The 20705-nt window shown below is 69.5% G+C and carries 17 protein-coding genes; 4 read left to right on the top strand and 13 right to left on the bottom strand.

Features of this window, described 5'->3' with window-relative positions; genetic code table 11:
- The first annotated feature begins 70 nt into the window (after positions 1-70).
- The gene (locus tag ACFQW8_RS08245; protein ID WP_380086511.1) at positions 71-2611 is read left to right on the top strand and encodes an ATP-dependent Clp protease ATP-binding subunit; all 2541 of its coding nucleotides are present in this window, start codon (positions 71-73) and stop codon (positions 2609-2611) included.
- 92 nt (positions 2612-2703) lie between these two features.
- Here the strand turns inward: ACFQW8_RS08245 and ACFQW8_RS08240 are convergent, their stop codons facing one another.
- Positions 2704-3381 carry a DUF305 domain-containing protein gene (locus tag ACFQW8_RS08240; RefSeq protein ID WP_380086510.1) on the bottom strand — a complete coding sequence of 226 codons (678 nt, stop codon included), beginning with the start codon at positions 3379-3381 and terminating at the stop codon, positions 2704-2706.
- A 181-nt stretch (positions 3382-3562) separates the two neighbouring features.
- Here ACFQW8_RS08240 and ACFQW8_RS08235 point away from each other — a divergent pair, with 181 nt between their 5' ends.
- The 3 genes from ACFQW8_RS08235 to ACFQW8_RS08225 all read left to right on the top strand — a co-directional run bounded on the left by ACFQW8_RS08235 (position 3563) and on the right by ACFQW8_RS08225 (position 6351).
- Positions 3563-4978, top strand: a complete 1416-nt coding sequence (locus tag ACFQW8_RS08235) for an LVIVD repeat-containing protein (protein ID WP_380086509.1) — start codon at positions 3563-3565, stop codon at positions 4976-4978.
- A gap of 213 nt (positions 4979-5191) precedes the next feature.
- Positions 5192-5761 carry a hypothetical protein gene (locus ACFQW8_RS08230; protein WP_380086508.1) on the top strand — a complete coding sequence of 190 codons (570 nt, stop codon included), beginning with the start codon at positions 5192-5194 and terminating at the stop codon, positions 5759-5761.
- A gap of 98 nt (positions 5762-5859) precedes the next feature.
- On the top strand, positions 5860-6351 hold the full coding sequence (locus tag ACFQW8_RS08225; protein ID WP_380088630.1) for an amino-acid N-acetyltransferase: 492 nt from the start codon (positions 5860-5862) through the stop codon (positions 6349-6351).
- A 3-nt stretch (positions 6352-6354) separates the two neighbouring features.
- On the opposite strand, the gene ACFQW8_RS08220 is transcribed toward ACFQW8_RS08225, so the two are convergent.
- The 12 genes from ACFQW8_RS08220 to ACFQW8_RS08165 all read right to left on the bottom strand — a co-directional run bounded on the left by ACFQW8_RS08220 (position 6355) and on the right by ACFQW8_RS08165 (position 20649).
- Positions 6355-7911: an MFS transporter gene (locus ACFQW8_RS08220; RefSeq protein WP_380086507.1), complete on the bottom strand. Its 1557-nt coding sequence runs from the start codon at positions 7909-7911 to the stop codon at positions 6355-6357.
- Positions 7908-8822, bottom strand: a complete 915-nt coding sequence (locus ACFQW8_RS08215) for an A/G-specific adenine glycosylase (RefSeq protein WP_380086506.1) — start codon at positions 8820-8822, stop codon at positions 7908-7910. The genes ACFQW8_RS08220 and ACFQW8_RS08215 overlap by 4 nt, the downstream gene beginning before the upstream one ends.
- Before the next feature lie 16 nt (positions 8823-8838).
- Complete coding sequence (disA, locus tag ACFQW8_RS08210; RefSeq protein ID WP_380086505.1) at positions 8839-9921, bottom strand: DNA integrity scanning diadenylate cyclase DisA; 1083 nt, start codon at positions 9919-9921, stop codon at positions 8839-8841.
- A gap of 158 nt (positions 9922-10079) precedes the next feature.
- On the bottom strand, positions 10080-11471 hold the full coding sequence (radA, locus tag ACFQW8_RS08205) for a DNA repair protein RadA (protein ID WP_380086504.1): 1392 nt from the start codon (positions 11469-11471) through the stop codon (positions 10080-10082).
- 149 nt (positions 11472-11620) lie between these two features.
- Entirely contained in the window at positions 11621-14143 is a 2523-nt protein-coding gene (locus ACFQW8_RS08200; protein ID WP_380088628.1) for a glycoside hydrolase family 65 protein, read from the bottom strand.
- Between the two features lie 5 nt (positions 14144-14148).
- Positions 14149-14859: an HAD family hydrolase gene (locus tag ACFQW8_RS08195; RefSeq protein ID WP_380086503.1), complete on the bottom strand. Its 711-nt coding sequence runs from the start codon at positions 14857-14859 to the stop codon at positions 14149-14151.
- A 274-nt stretch (positions 14860-15133) separates the two neighbouring features.
- Positions 15134-15580 (bottom strand): 50S ribosomal protein L9, encoded by a 447-nt coding sequence (gene rplI, locus ACFQW8_RS08190; protein WP_380086502.1) that lies wholly within the window; start codon positions 15578-15580, stop codon positions 15134-15136.
- A gap of 33 nt (positions 15581-15613) precedes the next feature.
- A complete protein-coding gene (rpsR, locus tag ACFQW8_RS08185) occupies positions 15614-15850 on the bottom strand; it encodes a 30S ribosomal protein S18 (RefSeq protein ID WP_035904052.1) in 237 nt (78 codons plus the stop codon).
- Between the two features lie 91 nt (positions 15851-15941).
- Complete coding sequence (locus ACFQW8_RS08180) at positions 15942-16556, bottom strand: single-stranded DNA-binding protein (protein WP_380086501.1); 615 nt, start codon at positions 16554-16556, stop codon at positions 15942-15944.
- A gap of 115 nt (positions 16557-16671) precedes the next feature.
- Positions 16672-16959, bottom strand: coding sequence for a 30S ribosomal protein S6 (gene rpsF / locus ACFQW8_RS08175; protein WP_353951808.1), 288 nt, complete (start codon positions 16957-16959; stop codon positions 16672-16674).
- Between the two features lie 138 nt (positions 16960-17097).
- Positions 17098-18396 (bottom strand): hypothetical protein, encoded by a 1299-nt coding sequence (locus tag ACFQW8_RS08170; protein ID WP_380086500.1) that lies wholly within the window; start codon positions 18394-18396, stop codon positions 17098-17100.
- A 3-nt stretch (positions 18397-18399) separates the two neighbouring features.
- Positions 18400-20649, bottom strand: coding sequence for a transglycosylase domain-containing protein (locus tag ACFQW8_RS08165; RefSeq protein ID WP_380086499.1), 2250 nt, complete (start codon positions 20647-20649; stop codon positions 18400-18402).
- Between the last annotated feature and the right edge of the window lie 56 nt (positions 20650-20705).

Here is a 20705-nt window from a genome sequence, read left to right as displayed (position 1 = left end):
CGGGCCGCCGCGACATACAGGCAGCGGGGATAGCATCGAGGTGACTTAGAAGATCAGTCAGGAGCCAGCAATGTTCGAACGGTTCACAGACCGGGCCCGTCGGGTGGTCGTCCTCGCGCAGGAAGAGGCGCGCCTGCTCAACCACAACTACATCGGCACCGAGCACATCCTGCTCGGCCTCATCCACGAGGGTGAGGGTGTCGCGAGCAAGGCTCTGGAGAGCCTGGGGATCTCGCTCGACGCCGTCCGTGAGCAGGTGCAGGAGATCATCGGCCAGGGCCAGCAGGCCCCGACCGGTCACATCCCGTTCACGCCGCGCGCCAAGAAGGTCCTCGAGCTCTCGCTGCGTGAGGCGCTGCAGCTCGGCCACAACTACATCGGCACCGAGCACATCCTGCTCGGCCTGATCCGCGAGGGCGAGGGCGTCGCCGCCCAGGTCCTCGTCAAGCTCGGCGCCGACCTCGGTCGGGTCCGCCAGCAGGTCATCCAGCTCATCTCGGGCTACCAGGGTGGCAAGGAGGGCGCTGCGGCCGGAGTCCAGGGCGGCCCCGCCGAGGGCACCCCCGCCGGTTCGCTCGTGCTCGACCAGTTCGGTCGCAACCTCACCGTGGCTGCCCGCGAGGGCAAGCTCGACCCCGTCATCGGGCGTGAGAAGGAGATCGAGCGGGTCATGCAGGTGCTGTCCCGCCGCACCAAGAACAACCCGGTCCTCATCGGTGAGCCCGGCGTCGGCAAGACCGCCGTCGTCGAGGGTCTCGCCCAGGACATCGTGCGCGGCGAGGTCCCCGAGACGCTCAAGGACAAGCAGCTCTACACGCTGGACCTCGGCGCGCTCGTCGCCGGCAGCCGCTACCGCGGTGACTTCGAGGAGCGCCTCAAGAAGGTCCTCAAGGAGATCCGCACCCGCGGCGACATCGTGCTGTTCATCGACGAGATCCACACCCTCGTCGGTGCCGGTGCGGCCGAGGGCGCAATCGACGCCGCGAGCATCCTCAAGCCGATGCTGGCCCGTGGTGAGCTCCAGGTCGTCGGTGCGACGACGCTGGACGAGTACCGCAAGCACATCGAGAAGGACGCCGCCCTCGAGCGCCGCTTCCAGCCCATCCAGGTGGCCGAGCCGACGCTGGCCCACGCCATCGAGATCCTCAAGGGGCTGCGCGACCGCTACGAGGCGCACCACCGCGTCTCCATCACCGACGGTGCGCTCGTCGCGGCGGCCAACATGGCCGACCGCTACATCAACGACCGCTTCCTCCCGGACAAGGCCATCGACCTCATCGACGAGGCCGGCGCCCGGTTGCGCATCCGCCGCATGACCGCACCGCCGGACCTGCGCGAGTTCGACGAGAAGATCCAGGCCGTCGTGCGCGAGAAGGAGTCGGCGATCGACGGGCAGGACTTCGAGAAGGCCGCGCGACTGCGTGACGACGAGAAGAACCTGCGCAACGAGAAGACCCAGCGTGAGACCGAGTGGAAGTCCGGTGACCTCGACGTCGTCGCCGAGGTCGACGAGGAGCTCATCGCCGAGGTCCTGGCGGCCTCGACCGGCATCCCGGTCTTCAAGCTGACCGAGGAGGAGTCGAGCCGACTGCTCCACATGGAGGACGAGCTGCACAAGCGCGTCGTCGGCATGGACGACGCCATCAAGGCGCTCTCGCAGGCGATCCGTCGCACCCGCGCCGGCCTCAAGGACCCGCGTCGCCCCGGTGGCTCGTTCATCTTCGCCGGGCCCACGGGCGTCGGCAAGACCGAGCTCGCCAAGACGCTCGCCGAGTTCCTCTTCGGTGACGAGGACAGCCTCATCCAGCTCGACATGTCCGAGTACAGCGAGAAGCACACCGTCTCGCGGCTCTTCGGCTCGCCTCCCGGCTACGTCGGCTACGAGGAGGGTGGCCAGCTCACCGAGAAGGTGCGGCGCAAGCCGTTCTCGGTCGTCCTCTTCGACGAGGTCGAGAAGGCCCACCCCGAGATCTTCAACTCCCTGTTGCAGGTGCTCGAGGACGGCCGCCTCACCGACTCCCAGGGTCGGGTCGTCGACTTCAAGAACACGGTCATCATCATGACGACCAACCTCGGCACGCGCGACATCACCAAGGGCGCCCTCGGCTTCACCGCCGGCCCGGACACGACGAGCAGCTACGACCGGATGAAGAACAAGGTGACGGACGAGCTCAAGCAGCACTTCCGTCCCGAGTTCCTCAACCGCGTCGACGACACGATCGTCTTCCCGCAGCTCACCCGCGAGGAGATCATCCAGATCGTCGACCTCGAGATCGCCAAGCTCGACAAGCGGCTCAAGGACAAGGACATGGGCATGGAGCTCACGCCTGCGGCCAAGTCCCTGCTCGCCAAGCGCGGCTACGACCCCGTGCTGGGTGCGCGACCGCTGCGGCGCACGATCCAGCGCGAGATCGAGGACGTGCTGTCCGAGAAGATCCTCTTCGGAGAGCTCAAGTCCGGCGAGATCGTTGCGGTCGACACGACCGGCGAGGGCAAGGACGACACGTTCACCTTCGCTGGTGCCCGCAAGGCCGACATCGTCGAGGTCCCGGTCGTCACGGCCGGCGCGTCGGCTCCCCCGAGCAGCGGGGCTGCCGCCTCGGGCGAGTAACCAGGCACCTCACCCAGCCAGACACACAAAGGCGGGGTATGCCGGAACGAGAGTTCCCGGCATACCCCGCCTTTGTGTTGAACGGGGAAGCGTCAGGAGAGGCGCGCCAGCATGGTCTGCATCTGCTGGATCTGCTTGGACTGGGTCACGTTGATCTCGTCGGCCATCTCGCCCACGATCTCCTCACCGGCCACGTCGCCGTGGTCACCGACCATCTTCAGGGCACCCTTGTGGTGCTCGATCATCAGGCTGAGGAAGAGCCGATCGGCCGCCACGCCACTCGCCTTGGCGAGCTCGGCCAGCTGTGCCGGCGTCGCCATCCCCGGCATCCCGGCGTGCTCATGGTCGCCCAGCCGCGGGTTGGTCGCCTGCGGCGGAACCTCCTGCTTGCGCTCCTCCAGCCACGTCGTCATCGCCAGGATCTCGGGCTTCTGCTCGTCACCGATGCGCGAGGCGATGGACTTGGCCTGGGTGTCGCTCATCCGTGGGAGAGCGGTCTCGACCATGACGAGGGCCTGGGCGTGGTGGACGATCATGTCCTGGTAGAAGGTGACGTCCCCGCGCGCGACCGTGGGTGCCGGCTGCTGGGTCGCAGCGCTGCCGCTCATCGTCTGGTTGGGCTCCCCCGGAAGCCCCGGCTGGATGACCGGGTCGCTCGAGGTCGGGGCCGTCCGTCGAGGCACCGGCACGGAGTCGTCTCCGGAACAACCGGCGACGGCGAGGAGTCCGGTCAGGGCGAGAGCCGCGAGGTGGCGGGAAGCAGAGCGCATGCGCGGCACTGTAGTTCCCATCCCTGACCGTCGGGAGGCGCGCTTGTCCTGCGGGTCCGGGAAACCGGTCAGTAGTGAGTTCTTACCTTCCCTTTACCCACCTGCCGGAACTTTTGGACGACCATGACCTCACCGCACAATCACCTGGGCAGTCCCTGGCTGTCCAACTTCAGGAGGAACCATGAGGCTTTTCCGCACAGTGGGGGTCGCGGCCGTTGCCGCGCTCGCCGCGAGCGGCTGGGGCGTGGCTTCAGCCGGCGCCGCTGACGTCGAACCGGAAGCAGTCGGCGTGTCCGGCACCCAGCTCGCACCTGACCAGATCGGTCGCAGCAAGAACGTGCAGCACCTCTTCAACACCCCGCACATCGCCCCTGTCGACAGCACGGGCAGCGACATCGCCTTCTCGGGCAACAAGGCGTTCGTCGGCAACTACGACGGCTTCGTCATCTACGACGTGACCAACGCGGCCAAGCCCGAGGTCCTCGCCCGGGTCCTCTGCCCCGGCTCGCAGAACGACATCACCATCTCCGGTGACCTCCTCTACCTGTCCACGGACTCCTCCCGCAGCGACACCTCGTGCGAGTCCACGACGGCCCCGGCTCAGGCCAAGGCTTCGTGGGAGGGCATCAAGATCTTTGATGTCTCCGACCCGCGCAGTCCCAAGTACATCAAGGCCGTCGAGACCAAGTGTGGCTCGCACACCAACACCCTCGTCCCGAGCGAGAAGAGCGACTTCATTTACGTGTCGTCGTACTCCCCGCGCGCCGACTACCCGGACTGCCAGCCGCCACACGACTCGATCAGCATCGTCGAGGTCCCCAAGGCCGACCCGACCTCCGCGAAGGTCGTCGCCGAGCCCAACCTCTTCCCCGACGGCGGCAACCCCGGTGGTGTCCACCCGTCCGGTGACACCTACTCCGCCACCACGGGCTGCCACGACATCACCGCCTTCCCGGCGAAGAACATCGCTGCCGGCGCCTGCATGGGCGACGGCATCATCATGGACATCTCCGACCCGGTGGCCCCTAAGGTCATCGAGCGGGTCCAGGACACCGCGAACTTCGCCTTCTGGCACTCCGCCATCTTCAACAACAAGGGCACCAAGGTCGTCTTCACCGACGAGCTCGGTGGCGGTGGACGCGCGACCTGCAACACCAAGGTCGGCCCCACCCGCGGCGCCAACGGCATCTACGACCTGTCGGCCGACAACCAGCTGACCTTCAAGTCGTACTACAAGATCGCCCGTCACCAGAACGACTCCGAGAACTGCGTCGCCCACAACGGCTCGATGATCCCGCTCAACGGGCGCGACGTCATGGTCCAGTCCTGGTACATGGGTGGAACGTCCTTCTGGGACTTCACCGACTCCGACAACCCGCGTGAGATCGGCTACTTCGAGCGTGGCCCCGTCAAGCCCGGAGCCACGGACGGCGGTGGCACCTGGTCGTCGTACTACTACAACGGCCACGTGTTCTCGTCCGACCTGGGCAAGGGCTTCGACGTCCTCAAGATCACCGACCCCAGCCTCAAGAAGGCTGCCGACGTGAAGATGGACGAGTACAACCCGCAGACCCCCCCGGTCTTCGCGACTCGCTGAACCGCACCACTGAACCCGTGAGGGTTCTCCGGACCGGCCGTCCGTGCCTCGTGCACGGGCGGCCGGTTCGTCGTCTGTCCCTCTCCGTACCACTCAGAGCGGCTACGAACTAGTAACTATTACCCACCCCCTATCCTCTTCTGTGCACTTTTGGGCCACCATAGGCTCACCCATAATGACCATGGGTGCCTATGGCCCGCGAGGAGCACCACCATGAAGGTTCGTACCACCGCGTTCGTCGCTGCACTGTTCACCGTTGCCGCGGCCCTGCTCGCGCCTCCGAGTGCCGTCGCCGCGACGGCCTGGGTGGACTACCCGTTCTACAAGGACACGATCCCCGTCTACAACACCCTGAGAGTGGTCGGCACGACCACTGCCGCGCACCGCTGGGAGGTCGGCACGGGGATCGACCTGGTCCCGGTGTCGTCCGAGCCGTCCCGTGGCATCACGATCAGGTGGAGCTCGGCGAGGGCACACACCTCGGTCGGCGGGTGGGTGGAGGTGCCGACCTGGCTCACCAGCGGGCCGCAGAGGGCCTACGAGATCGGCGACTGCATCGTCAACGTCAACACCCATGTCCGTGGCGTCGGTCGTCCCTACGGCACATGGCTCGCCGCGATCGTCTCGCACGAGGTCGCGCACTGTCTCGGGCACTGGGACCACGCGACGCACCCGCACATCATGAGGCCGTTCATCTCCAAGAGCGAGACCCTGGCAGGACGCGCGTGGACACCGACGGCGACCGACCTCGCGCGCATCCGCACCGCGTACACGACGAACTGAGCGGTGCCTCCTTCACGTATGCCGCGATACTGGGGGGCGTGACCACCGCACCCGCGCGCCCCGACGAACCAGACGCCTCGCCCGATGACGCGGACGGCATACGGATCCGGTCTGCACGCACCGCGGACGTGCGCGCGATGCGAGCGCTGGTCGCGCCGCTCGCCGATCAGCGGGTGCTCCTCCAGAAGGAGGCGGTGGCCTACTACGAGTCGGTCGCGGACTTCGTCGTCGCCGAGCGGAACGGTGAGGTCATCGGCTGCGGGGCGGTGCACGTGCTCTGGGAGGACCTCGCCGAGATCCGCACGCTGGCCGTGGCGTCGTCGGCCCTGGGTCTCGGTGTCGGGAGCCAGATCCTCACCCAGCTCGTGGAGCGGGCACGGGCGCTGGGCGTGGAGCGGCTCTTCTGCCTGACCTTCGAGACGGCCTTCTTCGCGCGGCACGGTTTCACAGCCATCGAAGGCCGAGCGGTCGAGCCCGAGGTCTATGCCGAGCTGCTGCGTTCGTATGACGAGGGTGTCGCGGAGTTCCTCGACCTCGAGCGGGTCAAGCCCAACACCCTGGGCAACACGAGGATGCTCCGCGTCCTCTGAGCATCACCCGATGGGACGAGGCGACTGCGTGCGCCGCAGCCGGATCGAGAGCAGCAGCACGACGACGAGCAGGCCGCTGATGACCCCGAACCCCAGCTGGGGGATGAGCGGCAGGGCGATGCCGAGCCCCCCGCCGGCGACCCAGGCGATCTGCAGGACGGTCTCGGACCATGCGAACATCTGGGTGCGCACGTTCTCGGCGACATCACGCTGGATGATCGCGTCGGTGCTCAGCTTGATGATCTGCGCGCACAGCCCTGCGCACAGTCCTAGGACGAGCAGCGTGGCGAGCGAGTAGAAGACGGCGGTGGCCAGCGCTGCCGTGACGATGACGAGGAGAGCCGCGGCGACGAGCCGGTCGGGTGGCAGCCGTCGCGCAGCGTTGCCCACGACCGTCCCGAGGGCGTTGCCGGCCCCGGCCGCACCGACCACGAGGGCGAGCACGAGCGTCCCGCTGTGGCCGGGGATCGGGTGCTCGCGCATGAGGAACGCCATGAAGAGCGTGAGGAACCCCGTGAGCAGCCGCGCTCCCATGGCACTCACGAGGGTGGCGCGCACGCTGACCGGCAGGGCCAGGACCCGGGCCCGCAGTCGGCCGCTGGTCCGACCGAGTCGTCCCTGGCGCTCGACGTGGGCCACGACCTCGTTGGTGCTCGGCGGTGGCGCCGGGCGCGTGTCCTCGATGTCGAGCTCACCGACCGCGGAGTCCACCCGGGCAGGCAGCCTGATGGCCAGCACCGTGCCGACGACATAGATGGCGAACGCCAGCCGCAGCGACCAGTCCGGCCCGATGCGCGACACGGCACCGGCGAGCCCACCGCCCACCGCCATGGCCGCGACACCGGCGAGGGCGATGCGCGAGTTGGCGTTGACGAGGGTGAAGCCCGGTGGCAGCAGGCGCGGGATGGCCGCCGAGCGGGTCACGCCATAGGCCTTCGACGCGACGAGGCAGCCGAGGGCGGCCGGGAAGAGCCATGCCGATCCGGTGGCGACGGCGCCCGCCAGCACCCAGCAGAGGAAGGCGCGCAGGGCGAGGGTCGTCCCGATGGCCCAGCGTCGTCCGTGCCTGAACCGGTCGAGCAGCGGCCCGATGAAGGGTGCGAGCAGCGCGAACGGTGCCATGGTCAGCACGAGGAACTGCGCCACCTGGGCTCGGGCCTCGTCGGTGGGGATCGCGAAGATGGTGCCCGCCAGACTGACGGTCAGGGCGGCGTCGCCGCAGATGTTCACGAAGTGCAGCTCGACGAGGCGGGCCAGGCCGCTCTCACCTGCGCCGGAGGACTGGACGTAGGCGCGGGCCTTCTGCGTGCCCGCCCGACTCCCCCGCCCCGCGAACCGCGCTCCGCCGACGGTGCCACGCCCCAGGACGCGGAACACCTTCCCGGCCCCGGCGCGCACGCCGTAGGGGTCGGGGGGCGGACGGCGACCAGTGCCTTCGACTCCCTCGGCTCCCGTCGCGGTCTCCGGCCCCGGACCAGCCGAGTGACCCGGTGCCCGGTGGATCGGTTCGGTCGGGTCCAGGGGACGGAGCGGCTCGGTGGGCTCGTCGCGGCTGCTCATCCCGAGGCCTCCACGAGCCCGGGGAGGGCGAACCGGTCGGCGCTGAGCGGCTCGACGAGCCCGTCCTCGATGAGCCCGGCGAGGCAGCGGTCCACCTGCTGCTCGTCCCGGCCCGGCGCGAGCGCGGCGCGTCCGACAGGACCGGTCGCCTCGCGCAGCGCCTGCACGATGATGCCGCGCACCTGCCGGTCGGTGCCGTGCCACTTCTGCCCCCTGCGGACCGGGCCGTCGTATGCCGGTGAGCCGGCCAGCACCCAGGCGCACCTCGCTCGGACGGGACAGTCCCCACACCGGGGAGCCCGGGCCGTGCAGACCAGCGCGCCGAGCTCCATGACTGCAACGTTCCACACTGCCGCGTCGTGATCAACGACCGGCAGCAGCTCTCGGGCCAGGTCGACCTCGGCCCGGGTGAGCGACGGCGCCGCCTGCGCCAGGCCGGAGACGACGCGGGCCTGCACCCGGCGCACGTTGGTGTCGACGACGACCGACCGGTCGCCGAACGCGAACGCTGCCACGGCCGCCGCCGTGTAGTCGCCGATGCCGGGCAGGGCGCGCAGCTCGGACTGGTCGCGCGGCACCTCGCCGTCGTGGCGCTCGACGATGGCGATGGCGGCATCGCGCAGCCGCAGCGCCCGGCGCGGATAGCCCAGTCGCCCCCACGCCCGCACGACCTCTCCCGGTGACTCACGGGCCAGGTCCGCCGGCGTCGGCCAGCGCGACATCCAGTCCTGCCACGCCGGAACGACCCGGGACACGGGTGTCTGCTGCGCCATGACCTCGGACACGAGCACACCCCACGGTGAGCACGACGGGTCCCGCCAGGGCAGGGGACGCGAGTGGGCGGCATACCAGGCAAGGATCGACTGGTGCAGGAGGCGCACGTCGGTCCCGGGCAGGCGCGAGCCGCTCACGTCGTCAGCCCTCGGGTCAGACGTAGCGCTCGAGGATGCTGCTCTCCGCCAGTCGCGACAGGCCTTCGCGCACGAGTCGGGCGCGACCCTCACCGACACCGTCAACACCCATGAGGTCGTCGACACCGGCGGCGAGGAGCTTCTGGAGGCTGCCGAAGTGCTCGACGAGACGGTCGACGATAGCGCCGGGCAGACGCGGCACCTTGCTCAGCATGCGGTAGCCCAGCGGGCTCACCGAGGAGTCGAGCGCGTCGCCGACGACGGTGAAGCCGAGGGCCTTGGCGCCCGCGGCCGGGTCGAGGAGCTCGGTGGCGTCGATGTCGGTGAGGTTGGCGATGGCCTGCCCGAGCTCGAGGTTGCCGCGCGAGTCGTGCAGGTAGTCGCGGATGACGAGCCCGAGGTCGTCGGACAGGCCGCCGGTGAGCTCCTCGAGCTGGAGGCTGAGGAGCCGGCCGTCGGTGCCGAGCTGGAGGACGTAGTCGCCGATCTCGTCCTTGATCCGGCGCACCATCTCGAGGCGCTGCAGGACGTTGGCGACGTCGCGCACGGTGACGAGGTCCTCGATCTCGAGGGCCGAGAGGGTGCCGGTGACCTCGTCGAGCCGCTGCTTGTAACGCTCGAGGGTCTGCAGCGCCTGGTTGCCTCGGGACAGGATGGCGCTGGAGTCCTCGACGACGAACCGGTTGCCGCCGACATAGAGCGCGACGATGCGCATCGACTGGCTCACCGACACGACGGGGAACCCGGTCTGCTTGGCCACGCGCTCAGCGGTGCGGTGGCGGGTGCCGGACTCGCTCGTCTCGATGGTGGCGTCCGGCACGAGCTGGGTCGCTGCGCGCAGGATCTTGGTGACGTCGCGATCGCAGACGATGGCGCCGTCCATCTTGGCGAGCTCGCGCAGGCGGGTGGCGGAGAACTCAACGTCGAGCGGGAAGCCACCGGTGGCGATCTCGTCGATGACCTTGTCGGTGCCGAGAACGATGAGGGCGCCGGTGCGGCCGCGCAGGATGCGCTCGAGCCCGTCGCGCAGCTCGGTCCCGGGCGCGACGGCAGCGAGCGTCGTCCTCATCAGCTCGTCATCCACCAGCGGCGTGGCCATGTGGGTCCCCCTTCGGTCTCGTCGCTCTGGGCGCGGTCAGCCACCCCGGCCCTCGTGGGGAGTCTAACGGCGCGGGTATGCCGTCCGGTCCCGTCGTTCAGTCACGGCCCGGTCACCTTGTGGCTGCCCCACACCCCGCCGCGCTCGGACCGAGGCGGTCAGCGAGCCGGCGCTGTGGCGGCCGTCATCGTCACGGCCTCGAGCACGGTGGCGACCTCGACGACCCGCAGCCCGTCGGGCACGGGTCCACCACCGAGGACCCCGGGCGGCACGATGGCCGTGGTGAACCCGAGTCGCGCGGCCTCCGCCAGCCGGCGGTGGGCGCCGGTGACAGGACGCAGCTCGCCCGCGAGGCCCACCTCGCCGAAGGCCACGGTGCCGACGGGCAGCGGCTGGTCGTTGATCGCGCTCGCGAGCGCCAGGGTCAGCGCGAGGTCAGCCGCCGGCTCGGTGATGCGCACCCCACCCACGGTCGAGACGAAGACGTCCTTGCGACCGATCGGCGCCTTGGCGCGGGCACCGAGCACGGCGAGGATCATGCCGACGCGCGCGGAGTCGAGACCGCTCGTGGCCCGGCGCGGGTTGGGCATCTCGGTCTGGTCGACGAGGGCCTGGACCTCGGTGACGAGCGGCCGGCGCCCCTCCAGGGTCACGGTGACGCAGGTGCCGGCGACGGCGGCCGTGCGGTTGGACAGGAACAACCCGCTGGGGTCGGCCAGCCCGGTGATGCCGATGTCGGACAGGTCGAAGCAGCCGACCTCGTCGGTGGGGCCGTAGCGGTTCTTGACCGCGCGCACGAGCCGCAGCCGGCTGTGCCGGTCGCCCTCGAACTGCACGACGACGTCGACGAGGTGCTCGAGCACACGGGGCCCGGCGATGGAGCCGTCCTTGGTGACGTGCCCGACGAGGAGGCACGAGATGCCCCGGGACTTGGCCATGGCGATGAGGCTGGCGGCGACCTCTCGCACCTGGGAGACGTTGCCGGCAGACCCCTCGACCTCGGCGCTGCTGATCGTCTGGACCGAGTCGATGATGACGAGCTCGGGCTCGACCTGGTCGATCTGGCCGAGCACCGTCGCGAGGTCGGTCTCGGAGGCGAGGAAGAGCGTGCGCGCCATCGCCTCGATCCGCTCGGCCCGGCTGCGCACCTGCGCCGCGGACTCCTCGCCGCTGACATAGAGGACGCGTCGCTCCTCGCCCGGCTCACCACCGCGGGCGGCGCGCCCGGCGACGTCGAGCAGCAGGGTCGACTTCCCGATCCCGGGCTCACCCGCGACGAGCACGACGGCCCCGGGCACGAGCCCGCCGCCGAGCACCCGGTCGAACTCGGGGACACCTGTCCCCCGTGCCTGTGCGCGGGTCACGTCGACATCGCCGATGGGCACGGCGGGACGCTGCACCGACGTCGCGGCCGTCGTCCTGGCCGAGACGGCGCCGACCTCGGTCACCGACCCCCAGGCCTGGCACTCGCCACAGCGACCGACCCACTTGCCCGTGGTCCACCCGCACTCCGTGCACCGGTAGGCCGGCCGGGTCGTCTTCGCTGCCATGCGCGCCAACCTAGGCGAGGGCTCTGACAGGCAATCGCTCGGCCCGAACACCCCCACCCCGCCGTCGGGTGTGGGTTTCTCTCACCTCGCCTGATCGCGGCGATCAGGCGAGGTGAGAGCAACCCACTTCCGGCGGGAAGGTTGAGGGGTCAGTGGCCGGTGGGGACCGGCATACGCCGCGTGTCGCCCGTCGGCACGACGCTCGAGATGACCGTCCCGTCCTCGCGCACGATCTCGCTCGGCGCCTTGGGGGTGCCCTCGATGCGCGGGCCCTGGTCGGCCAGCGCCACCGTGACCGCCGTCTCGGGCGTCAGCGTCACCGACTCGCCGCGCACCGCGAACGTCAGTGGACCATCACCATCCTCGATGACCAGCTCCAGCTCGGGGGCGCGCACCGTGACCCGCACCCGGGTGCCGCGCAGGCAGAGCCGATAGGTGAGCGACTCCCAGTCCTGCGGCAACCGCGGGTCGATGGCGAACTGTCCCTCGCGCTCGTCGCTGCCGTGGTCGCGGAACCCACCGAAGCCCGACACCAGCGCGCTCCACACGCCACCGGTCGAGGCGACGTGCACGCCGTCGGACGTGTTGGCGTGCCGGTCGGCCAGGTCGACGAAGAGCGCCGCCAGGAAGTAGCCGTAGGCCAGGTCCTGGTAGCCCACCTCCGCCGCGATGATCGACTGTACGACCGCGGAGAGCGTGGAGTCGCCCGTGGTGATCGGGTCGTAGTACTCGAAGTCGGCGAGCTTCTGCTCGGGCGTGAAGTCCTCCCCCTGGAGGAAGAGCGCGAGGACGACGTCGGCCTGCTTGAGCACCTGGAACCGGTAGATCACGAGCGGGTGGTGGTGCAGCAGCAGGGGCCGCACCGACGAGGGCGTGTTGCCGAGATCCCACATCTCCCGCTCGAGGAAGTGGTCGTCTTGGGGGTGGATGCCGAGGTGCTCGTCGAACGGGATCGCCATCCCCGCGGCGCAGTCGCGCCACTCGCTGACCTCGCCCGGCTCAAGCTCGGTCCTACGGACCATCTGCTCGTATGCCGCCGGGTCATCTTCCGCGAGCGCCTCCACCGCCTCGGCCGCTCGCCGGAGGTTGAAGCGCGCGAGGACGTTGGTGTAGAGGTTGTCGTTGACCACCGTGGTGTACTCGTCCGGCCCGGTCACGCCGTGGATGTGGAAGGTCCGCTCACGCGAGGGGTGCATGCGCCAGAACCCCAGGTCGGCCCACAGCCGCGCCGTCTCGACGAAGACGTCGATGGCCTCGCGGTCGAGGAACTCGAGGTCGCCGGTGGCGCCGACGTACTGGCTCAGGGCATAGGCGATGTCGGCGTCGATGTGGTACTGCGCCGTGCCGGCCGCGTAGTACGCCGAGGCCTCGTGGCCGTTGATGGTGCGCCACGGGAAGAGCGCACCCTTCTGCGAGAGCTCACGCGCACGGGCCTTTGCCGAGTCGAGCAACGAGAGACGGAAGCGCATGGCGTTGCGGGCGGCATACGGCATCGTGTAGGTCAGGAACGGCATCACATAGATCTCGGTGTCCCAGAAGTAGTGCCCGCCGTAGCCCGAGCCGGTGACTCCCTTGGCCGGGATGCCGTAGGTCTCGGCGCGCGCCGACGCCTGGGCGAGTGCGAAGAGGTTCCAGCGGGTGGCCTGCTGGATCTCCGGGTGGCCCGGGATCTCGACGTCGGCCCGCTGCCAGAAGGAATCGAGCCACTCGCGCTGCTCGTCGAGCTGCTGCTGCAGACCCGCCTCGGTGACGCGGTCGAGCGTGCGCTCGCACCGGTCGATGAGCTCACGTGGCGGGACGCTGCCCGCTGTGTGGGCCGAGACGAACTTGGTCAGCCTGATGGGCACGCCCTGCTGGCCCTGGAGGCGATAGATCATCTTGACCGAGTCGTCGTCGCTGTGGACTGTCGCGCGGTAGGAGTTCTCGGTCTCGAGCAGGTGGTCGGTGACGAGACCGAGCGTCATCCCGCTGTCGGCGCACCGGTAGCCCAGCCACAGCCGCCCGCTCTCGAGGTCGCCCTCGCTGACCTCGGGCAGCAGCACCCGGCCGTGGAAGGTCTCGGCCTTGCGCGGGTCGGCGATGCCGGCGCTCTCGGCTTCGGGCCCCTCCGCGAGGCGGTCCTGGCGGTTGAGGACCTGCGAGGAGATCTGCACCGGTCCGTCCCCGTCGAGGAGGGTGACCTCGTAGGTCATGACGGCGAGGTGGCGCTGGGTGAGCGAGACCATGCGCGTGCTCTTGACCTCGACCCGCTTGCCGCTCGGGGTGTGCCACAGTAGCGTGCGCGAGAGGACTCCCGTGCGGAAGTCGAGGGTGCGGTCGTAGTCGAGGAGGTCCGCCGTCGAGAGCTGCAACGGCTCGTCGTCGACGTAGAGGCGGATGACCTTGGCGTCAGGGGCGTTGACGATCGTCTGGCCGACCCTGGCAAAGCCGTAGGCCTCCTCGGCGTGGGTGATCGGCCAGGTCTCGTGGAAGCCGTTGATGTAGGAGCCGTTGACGTGGGCGTCCCGGCTCTCCTCGTAGTTGCCACGCAGTCCGAGGTAGCCGTTGCCGACGGCGAAGAGCGACTCGGTGACGCCGAGGTCGTCGGCCTCGAAGCGGGTCTCGGTGAGGGCCCACTCGTCGACGGGGAAGCGGCTGCGGTCCAGCGGGTCGTCGTCGACGTCGCGCGGCATCGCGTTCACAGGAGCTCCTCGAGGTCCTTGACGACGAGGGTGGCGCCGGCGTCGGTGAGGGCCGCGGTGCCTGCGCCGCGGTCGACGCCGATGACGAGGCCGAAGTGGCCTGCGGCGCCCGCCTGCACGCCACTCAGGGCGTCCTCGAGCACGACGGCCTGCGCGGGCGTCACGCCGAGCTCCTGCGCCGCGACGACGAACGTGTCCGGGGCCGGTTTGCCGGCGATGCCGCGCTCGGACGCGACACCACCGTGCATGACGAACGAGAAGAAGTGGGCGACGCCGGCGGTCTCGAGGACGGCCGGGGCGTTGTTGGACGACGAGACGATGGCCATCGGCATGCTGCGCGCGGCGAGCGCCTCGAGCAGGCGCACCGACCCGGGGTAGGCCTGCACGCCATCGGCCTCCAGCACCTCGTTGAAGGCGTCGTTCTTGCGGTTGCCGAGACCGCACACGGTCTGCGCCGACGGGTCGTCGGACGGGTCACCCTGTGGCAGGTCGATGCCGCGCGAGGCGAGGAACGCGGCGACCCCCTCGTAGCGCGGTTTGCCGTCGACGTGCGCGAAGTAGTCGTCGTCCGTGTAGGGCTCGGCGACCCCGCGGGCGGTGAGGAACTCGTTGAACATCGCCGACCACGCCCGCATGTGGACCTCCGCGGTCGGGGTGACGACCCCGTCGAGGTCGAACAGCGCAGCCGAGTAGTCGTCCCAGTTCATGGGTGAAAGCGTAGGCGTGCGCCGGTCAGGGGCCCGCATCGTCCACCCGTCGGCGCGTGGCGACCCACCGCGCCCACGGGTCGGGGGTTCTGGGACGAGTCGGCGGGTCGTGACACCCCGACTCGTCACACGGGGTCCGACTCGTCACACGGGCCCCGACTCGGCGCGAAAACAGCGCTTCGCCCCCAGCCAAGCACGCGGCACACGCCACAGCGCCCGGTCCCCACAGGGGAACCGGGCGCTGTCAGTGCTGAGCGAGCGTCAGTCAGAGGTGTCAGCCGGGGACGACGTTGAGCTCGACCTTGGCCTGCACCTCGGGGTGCAGGCGCACGAGTGCCTCGTGGGTACCCGTGGACTTGATCGGGGTCGGGACCTCGATCTTGCGCTTGTCGAGCTCGGTGCCGATGGCTTCCTTGACCGCGGCAGCGATGTCGGCGGACGAAACGGCACCGAAGAGACGTCCCTCCTTGCCGGCGTGCGCGGGCACGGTCACGGGCTTGGACTCGAGGTTGCCCTTGATCGACTGGGCCTCCTCGAGCGATGCCACCTCGCGGACCTCACGGCCCTTGGCGATCGCGTCGACCTGCTTCTGTGCGCCCTTGGTCCACTGCGTCGCGAGACCGCGACGGAAGAGGAAGTTGCGGGCGTAGCCGTCCTTGACGTCGACGACGTCACCGGCGGTGCCGAGGCTGGAGACCTCGTGCGTGAGAATCACCTTCATTGTTCAGCTCTCCTTCTGGCTTCGGGTCGCGCGTCAGCGGGACGAGCTGGAGTAGGGAAGGAGCGCCATCTCACGGGCGTTCTTGACCGCGTTGGCGATCAGACGCTGCTCCTGGACGGACACGCCGGTCACCCGACGAGCGCGGATCTTGCCGCGGTCGGAGATGAACTTGCGCAGCAGCGCAGTGTCCTTGTAGTCGATGTTCTCGACCTTCGCCGCCTTGAGCGGGTTGGCCTTCTTCTTGGGCTTGCGCACAACTGGCTTAGCCATCGTGGTGCTCTCCTTCTGCCGAGTGTCTCAGCGGATGAGCCCTGGTCTCCCAGGGATGGTGTGGATCTGGGTGTGGTGCAGGACTCCTGGATCAGAACGGGGGCTCGTCGTAGGACGGGGCGTTGCCCCACCCTCCCTGAGCGCCGCCCTGCTGACCCGGCTGGCCCTGCGGTGCCGACTGCCCACCGGCGGGCTGGCCGCCGGCCGGCTGGTTCCAACCGCCGCCCTGACCCTGGCCTCCCGAGGACGCCCCACCCTGAGGTGCGGAGCCGCCGGTCGCCCACGGGTCCTGACCGCCGCCGGAGCCGCCGTCGCCGCCGAAACCGCCGCCGCTTCCGCCGCGGGAGGTCTTGTTGACCTTGGCGGTCGCGTACTTCATCGAGGGGCCGACCTCGTCGACGTCCATCTCGATGACGGTGCGCTTCTCGCCTTCCTTGGTCTCGTACGAACGAGACTTCAGGCGGCCGGTGACGATGACGCGAGTGCCCCGCTGGAGGGACTCGGCGACGTTCTCCGCAGCGTCACGCCAGACCGAGCAACGCATGAACAGCGTCTCGCCGTCCTTCCACTCGTTGGACTGACGGTCGAACGTGCGCGGCGTCGAGGCCACGGTGAAGTTCGCGACGGCAGCGCCGGACGGAGTGAAGCGCAGCTCGGGGTCACCGGTGAGGTTCCCGACGATCGTGATGACGGTCTCGCCTGCCATGGATCAGATCCCCTTTGGTCTGGGTGCAACAACGAAAGGATTCGTATGCGGTGTGGTCAGCGTTGGCCGGTCAGCGACGAGTCGCTGGGTCGGCCGGGAAGTCGGTGAGGAGAGCTCAGGCGCCGGGGCGCAGGAGCTTGGTCCGCATGATCGACTCGTTGAGCCCGAGCTGACGGTCCAGCTCCTTGGCGGTTGCCGGCTCCGAGGTGAAGTTGACGATGGCGTAGATGCCCTCGGCCTTCTTCTTGATCTCGTAGGCCAGGCGACGGCGGCCCCAGATGTCGACGTTGTCGACGGTGCCCCCGTCCTTGGTGATGACGGTGAGGAACTTGTCGAGCGACGGCTGAACCGTGCGGTCGTCGAGTTCCGGGTCGAGGATGACCATGAGTTCGTACTGACGCATGCGTTAACCCGCCTCCTTCGGTCTGAACGGTCACGGTCTCTCCGTGACAGGAGGGTATGCATCGCTACCGACACGGCTGTGGAGTTGTCCACAGGGCACTGGTAACTCGGCAAGGGTACCGGCTGGACGGCATACGCCCTAAATCGCTGGAACCGAGGGCGACCTCGCTTCGGAAGTTCTCACCTTGCCTGGCTGCGGATCCCCTGCGACGTGAGAGAAACCCGCTTCCGGCGGGAAACTTGTGGCGGTCTGCCAGGCGCGGACGGCCAGGAAGACGACGGCGGCGACCCGCACGAGGAGAGCCACGGCATACCAGCCTGCGGGCAGGGAGCGGTTCGTGACCTGAAGGCCGCCGAGGTAGAGCCAGACGCCGACGAAATGCACCGCTTCCGCGAGCGCCCACACGAGGTGGTCGCGCCAGCGCATCCCGGCCAGGGCCACGAGCGGCACGAGCCACAGCGACGACTGCACCGGGAAGGCGGTGCCGCTCACCAGGACGACGGCGACGGCGACCAGCGCGACCGACGCCAGCCGCGGCGCCGACGGGGCGCCGAGCGCGAGCAGGGCCGCGAGGACCAGGGCGACGATCATGCCGGTCCCGGCGACGACGGTGACCACCGACGCCGGCCACGGGCTGCCCGCCAGCGTCGGCAGGTACCAGACCGACCCGAGGCCGGCGGGGGTCTCGAGCCAGGTCGACCACGAGTGGACGAGGGTGCCCGGGGACAGGACGAGGAACGGGACCGCGACGAGGACGACGGCAGCCGCGGCGCCACCGGCGAACCGCCCGAGGTCGCGCTCGCGCCCGGTGCGCCAGGCCACGAGGGCGACCACGACGAGCAGCAGGGCGGGATAGGTCCGGGCCATCACCCCCGCGCCGAGCAGCGCCCCGGCCAGTGCCGGACGGCGGCGGCTCCACGCCCACAGCCCGCCGGTCGCGAGGACCACCCCGAGCAGGTCCGGCGAGAGGAGCACAGTGAGGGCGACGACCGGCGCGACGGCGACCTGCAACGGGTCCGCGCCGGGGTGGTCGAGGCTCGTGCGGACCCACCACGTCATCAGGACCAGGGCCGCGATCGCCAGGACTGCCCACACGCCGAGGACCCAGCGCTGCGTGGCGAGGGCGCCCTCGCCCGGCCCGAGGCCGGCGACGAGCGCGACGACGCTGCCGGTCAGCGGAGGCTGGTCGAGACGGACGTCACCCGACAGGTATGCCGGAAGTCCCCGTTCCGCTCCCGCCGTCTGGATCGTCACGGCGAGGTCGGAGTAGCAGAACCGCCAGAAGGGCTCGGTCCCGCCCCAGCCCTTGTCGAGGCAGGGCCCCTGCTTCCACACCGACACGAGCACCGGCAGCGCAGCCAGCAGCGCCATCGGCCCGAGGGCGAGGTCGGACGGGCGCAGCCGGTCCCGCCGACGCACTGCTCCGGATGGGGGCATGGGTCAGCTGGGCGCGTCGCCGTTGCCCGAGGGCGAGATCGTGGGCACGGGGATCGTCGGCCTGCCCGGGGACTTCGTCGGCTCGGGGCTGGGTTGCGTCGGCTCCGGGTCGGGAGTCGTGGGCTCCGGTGTCGTGGGCTCGGGCGTCGGCGAGGGCGGTGGGGTCGTGGACGACGGCGCCCGCGTCGTGGTCTCAGGCTCCGGATCCGGCTCGGGCTCGCGGGTCGGCTCGCTGGTGTTGTCGCCCGTGTCGCTGGGAGGCTGCGTCTGCTTGGGGACCGCGTCCCTGTTGATGTAGGCCGGCTCGGGGAACTCCTTGCGCTCCATGCCGTCCGTGGCGGTGCGCATGTAGTCGGTCCAGATGCGCACCGGGATCGTGCCGCCGGTGATGGGGCCCCATCCCGGGACGTCATTCATCTGGTTCGCCTCCTTGACCTTCCCGTCGCCCTTGTACATGCCGACGGCCGTCGCGAGCTGCGGGGTGAAGCCGTCGAACCAGGCGGAGTAGTTGTCGCTCGAGGTGCCCGTCTTGCCGGCCGCCTCACGGTCGAGACGGTCGCCGGCATACTCACCGCTGCCGCGCTCGATGACCTGCCGCATGGAGTAGACGACGTCGGAGACGAGCTCCTTGTCGAAGACGCGCTTGGTGCTCGGCTTCGCGGTGTAGTCGAAGGACTCGTCGGTCGTGGAGACCTTCTTGACGAAGTACGGCGTGGCCCGGACGCCCTCGGCCGCGAGGGTGGCGTACGCGTTGGCCATGTCGATGACCTTGACGCTGTCGCTGCCGAGCACGTTGGCGTAGTTGGGGGTGAGCTTGGTCGTGATGCCGGCGGCGGCGGCAGCGGCAGCGGTCTTCTCGGGTCCGGCGAGGATGTTCATGCGCGCATAGACGGTGTTGACCGAGTTCGCCGTGGCGGTGGCGACGGTGATCCGGCCGTAGTCCTCCTGGTTGAAGTTGCGGACCCCACCGCGCCGGTTGAAGTCCGTCTCCCCGCCGGGGTTCTCGAACTCCTCGAAGTACTGCGGGCTGGCGCCGTTGAAGGTGTTGCGGATGCTGATCTCCCCGCCCTGCAGTGCGGCGATGAGGGTGAAGATCTTGAACACCGACCCGGCCTGCATCGTGGCATCGGTGGCCGTGCTGAACTGGTTCTTGGCGTAGTCCGTGCCGCCGTAGAGCGCCTCGACGGCCCCGTCGCCGGGCTTGATGGAGACGAGTCCGACCTTGATGTCGGTCGCTGCCTTGGGGATGCGCTCCCTGACGGCGTCCTGGGCAGCCTTCTGCTTCTTGGCGTCGATCGTCGTGACGATGCGCAGGCCACCACGTGCGGTCTCGGCCTCGGTGAGCTTGAGCTTCCCGCTTAGCTCCTCCTTGACCTTCTGGATGACGTAGCCGTTGGCTCCGCCGGCGGTCGGCGGCGAGTAGGGCCTGAACTGCTTGTCGGTGGGGAACGTGGCCGCAGCGCGCTGCTCGGCCGTCAACCACCCCTGGTCCTTCATGGCGTCGAGGATGTAGCCCGACCGGGTCTGCGCGTTCTTCTTCTGCTCGGCGCCGAGTCGGGGGTCGTAGAACGACGGGCCTCGGATGGCGGAGGCGAGGAAGGCGCCCTCGGCCGGGGTGAGCTTGGAGACGTCCTTGCCGAAGTAGGCCTTGGCCGCCGTCTGGATGCCGTAGGCACCCCGTCCGTAGTAGATGGTGTTGAAGTAGTTCTCGAGGATCTGGTCCTTGGACTGCTGGCCGTCGATCTTGACCGAGATGAGGATCTCTCGGGCCTTGCGGGAGAGCGTGCGGTCCTGGCTGAGGAAGTAGTTCTTGACGTACTGCTGCGTGATCGTGGAGCCACCCTGCGTCGCCTCGCCACCCTTGACGGCGACCCAGACCGCGCGGGCGATACCGGTCGGCGAGATGCCGTTGTTCTCGTAGAAGTTGCGGTCCTCGGCCGCGAGCATCGCCTGCTGCACGTGCTTCGGGATCTGCTTCAGCTCGACCGGCTCACGGTTCTGCTCGGAGAACCGGCCCATCTCGGTCTTGCCGTCGGCGAAGAAGATGACGTTCGTCTGCGCCACGGCGAGGTCGTTGGGCTTCGGCACGTCGGTCATCGCGTAGGCGACGCCGACGCCGGCGAGGCCGAGGAGGAAGAGCCCGAGGAGCGTGTAGAGGATCCGGCGCGGCCACGACCGGCGGGCGCCCTTGCGCCCACGGCGGGGGCTGGCGTCCTGGCGGGCCTCGGCGCGCGAACGGGGTGTGATGCTCATGGAGAACTTTCGGGGCAGACGATGCGGACGAGGGCGCACCCCACCCCGAGAGGCAG

Origin of the sequence: Knoellia altitudinis (assembly GCF_042666355.1) — a bacterium.
Classification (GTDB): Bacteria; Actinomycetota; Actinomycetes; order Actinomycetales; family Dermatophilaceae; genus Knoellia; species Knoellia altitudinis.
This window is presented reverse-complemented; position numbering and strand designations above follow the sequence as displayed.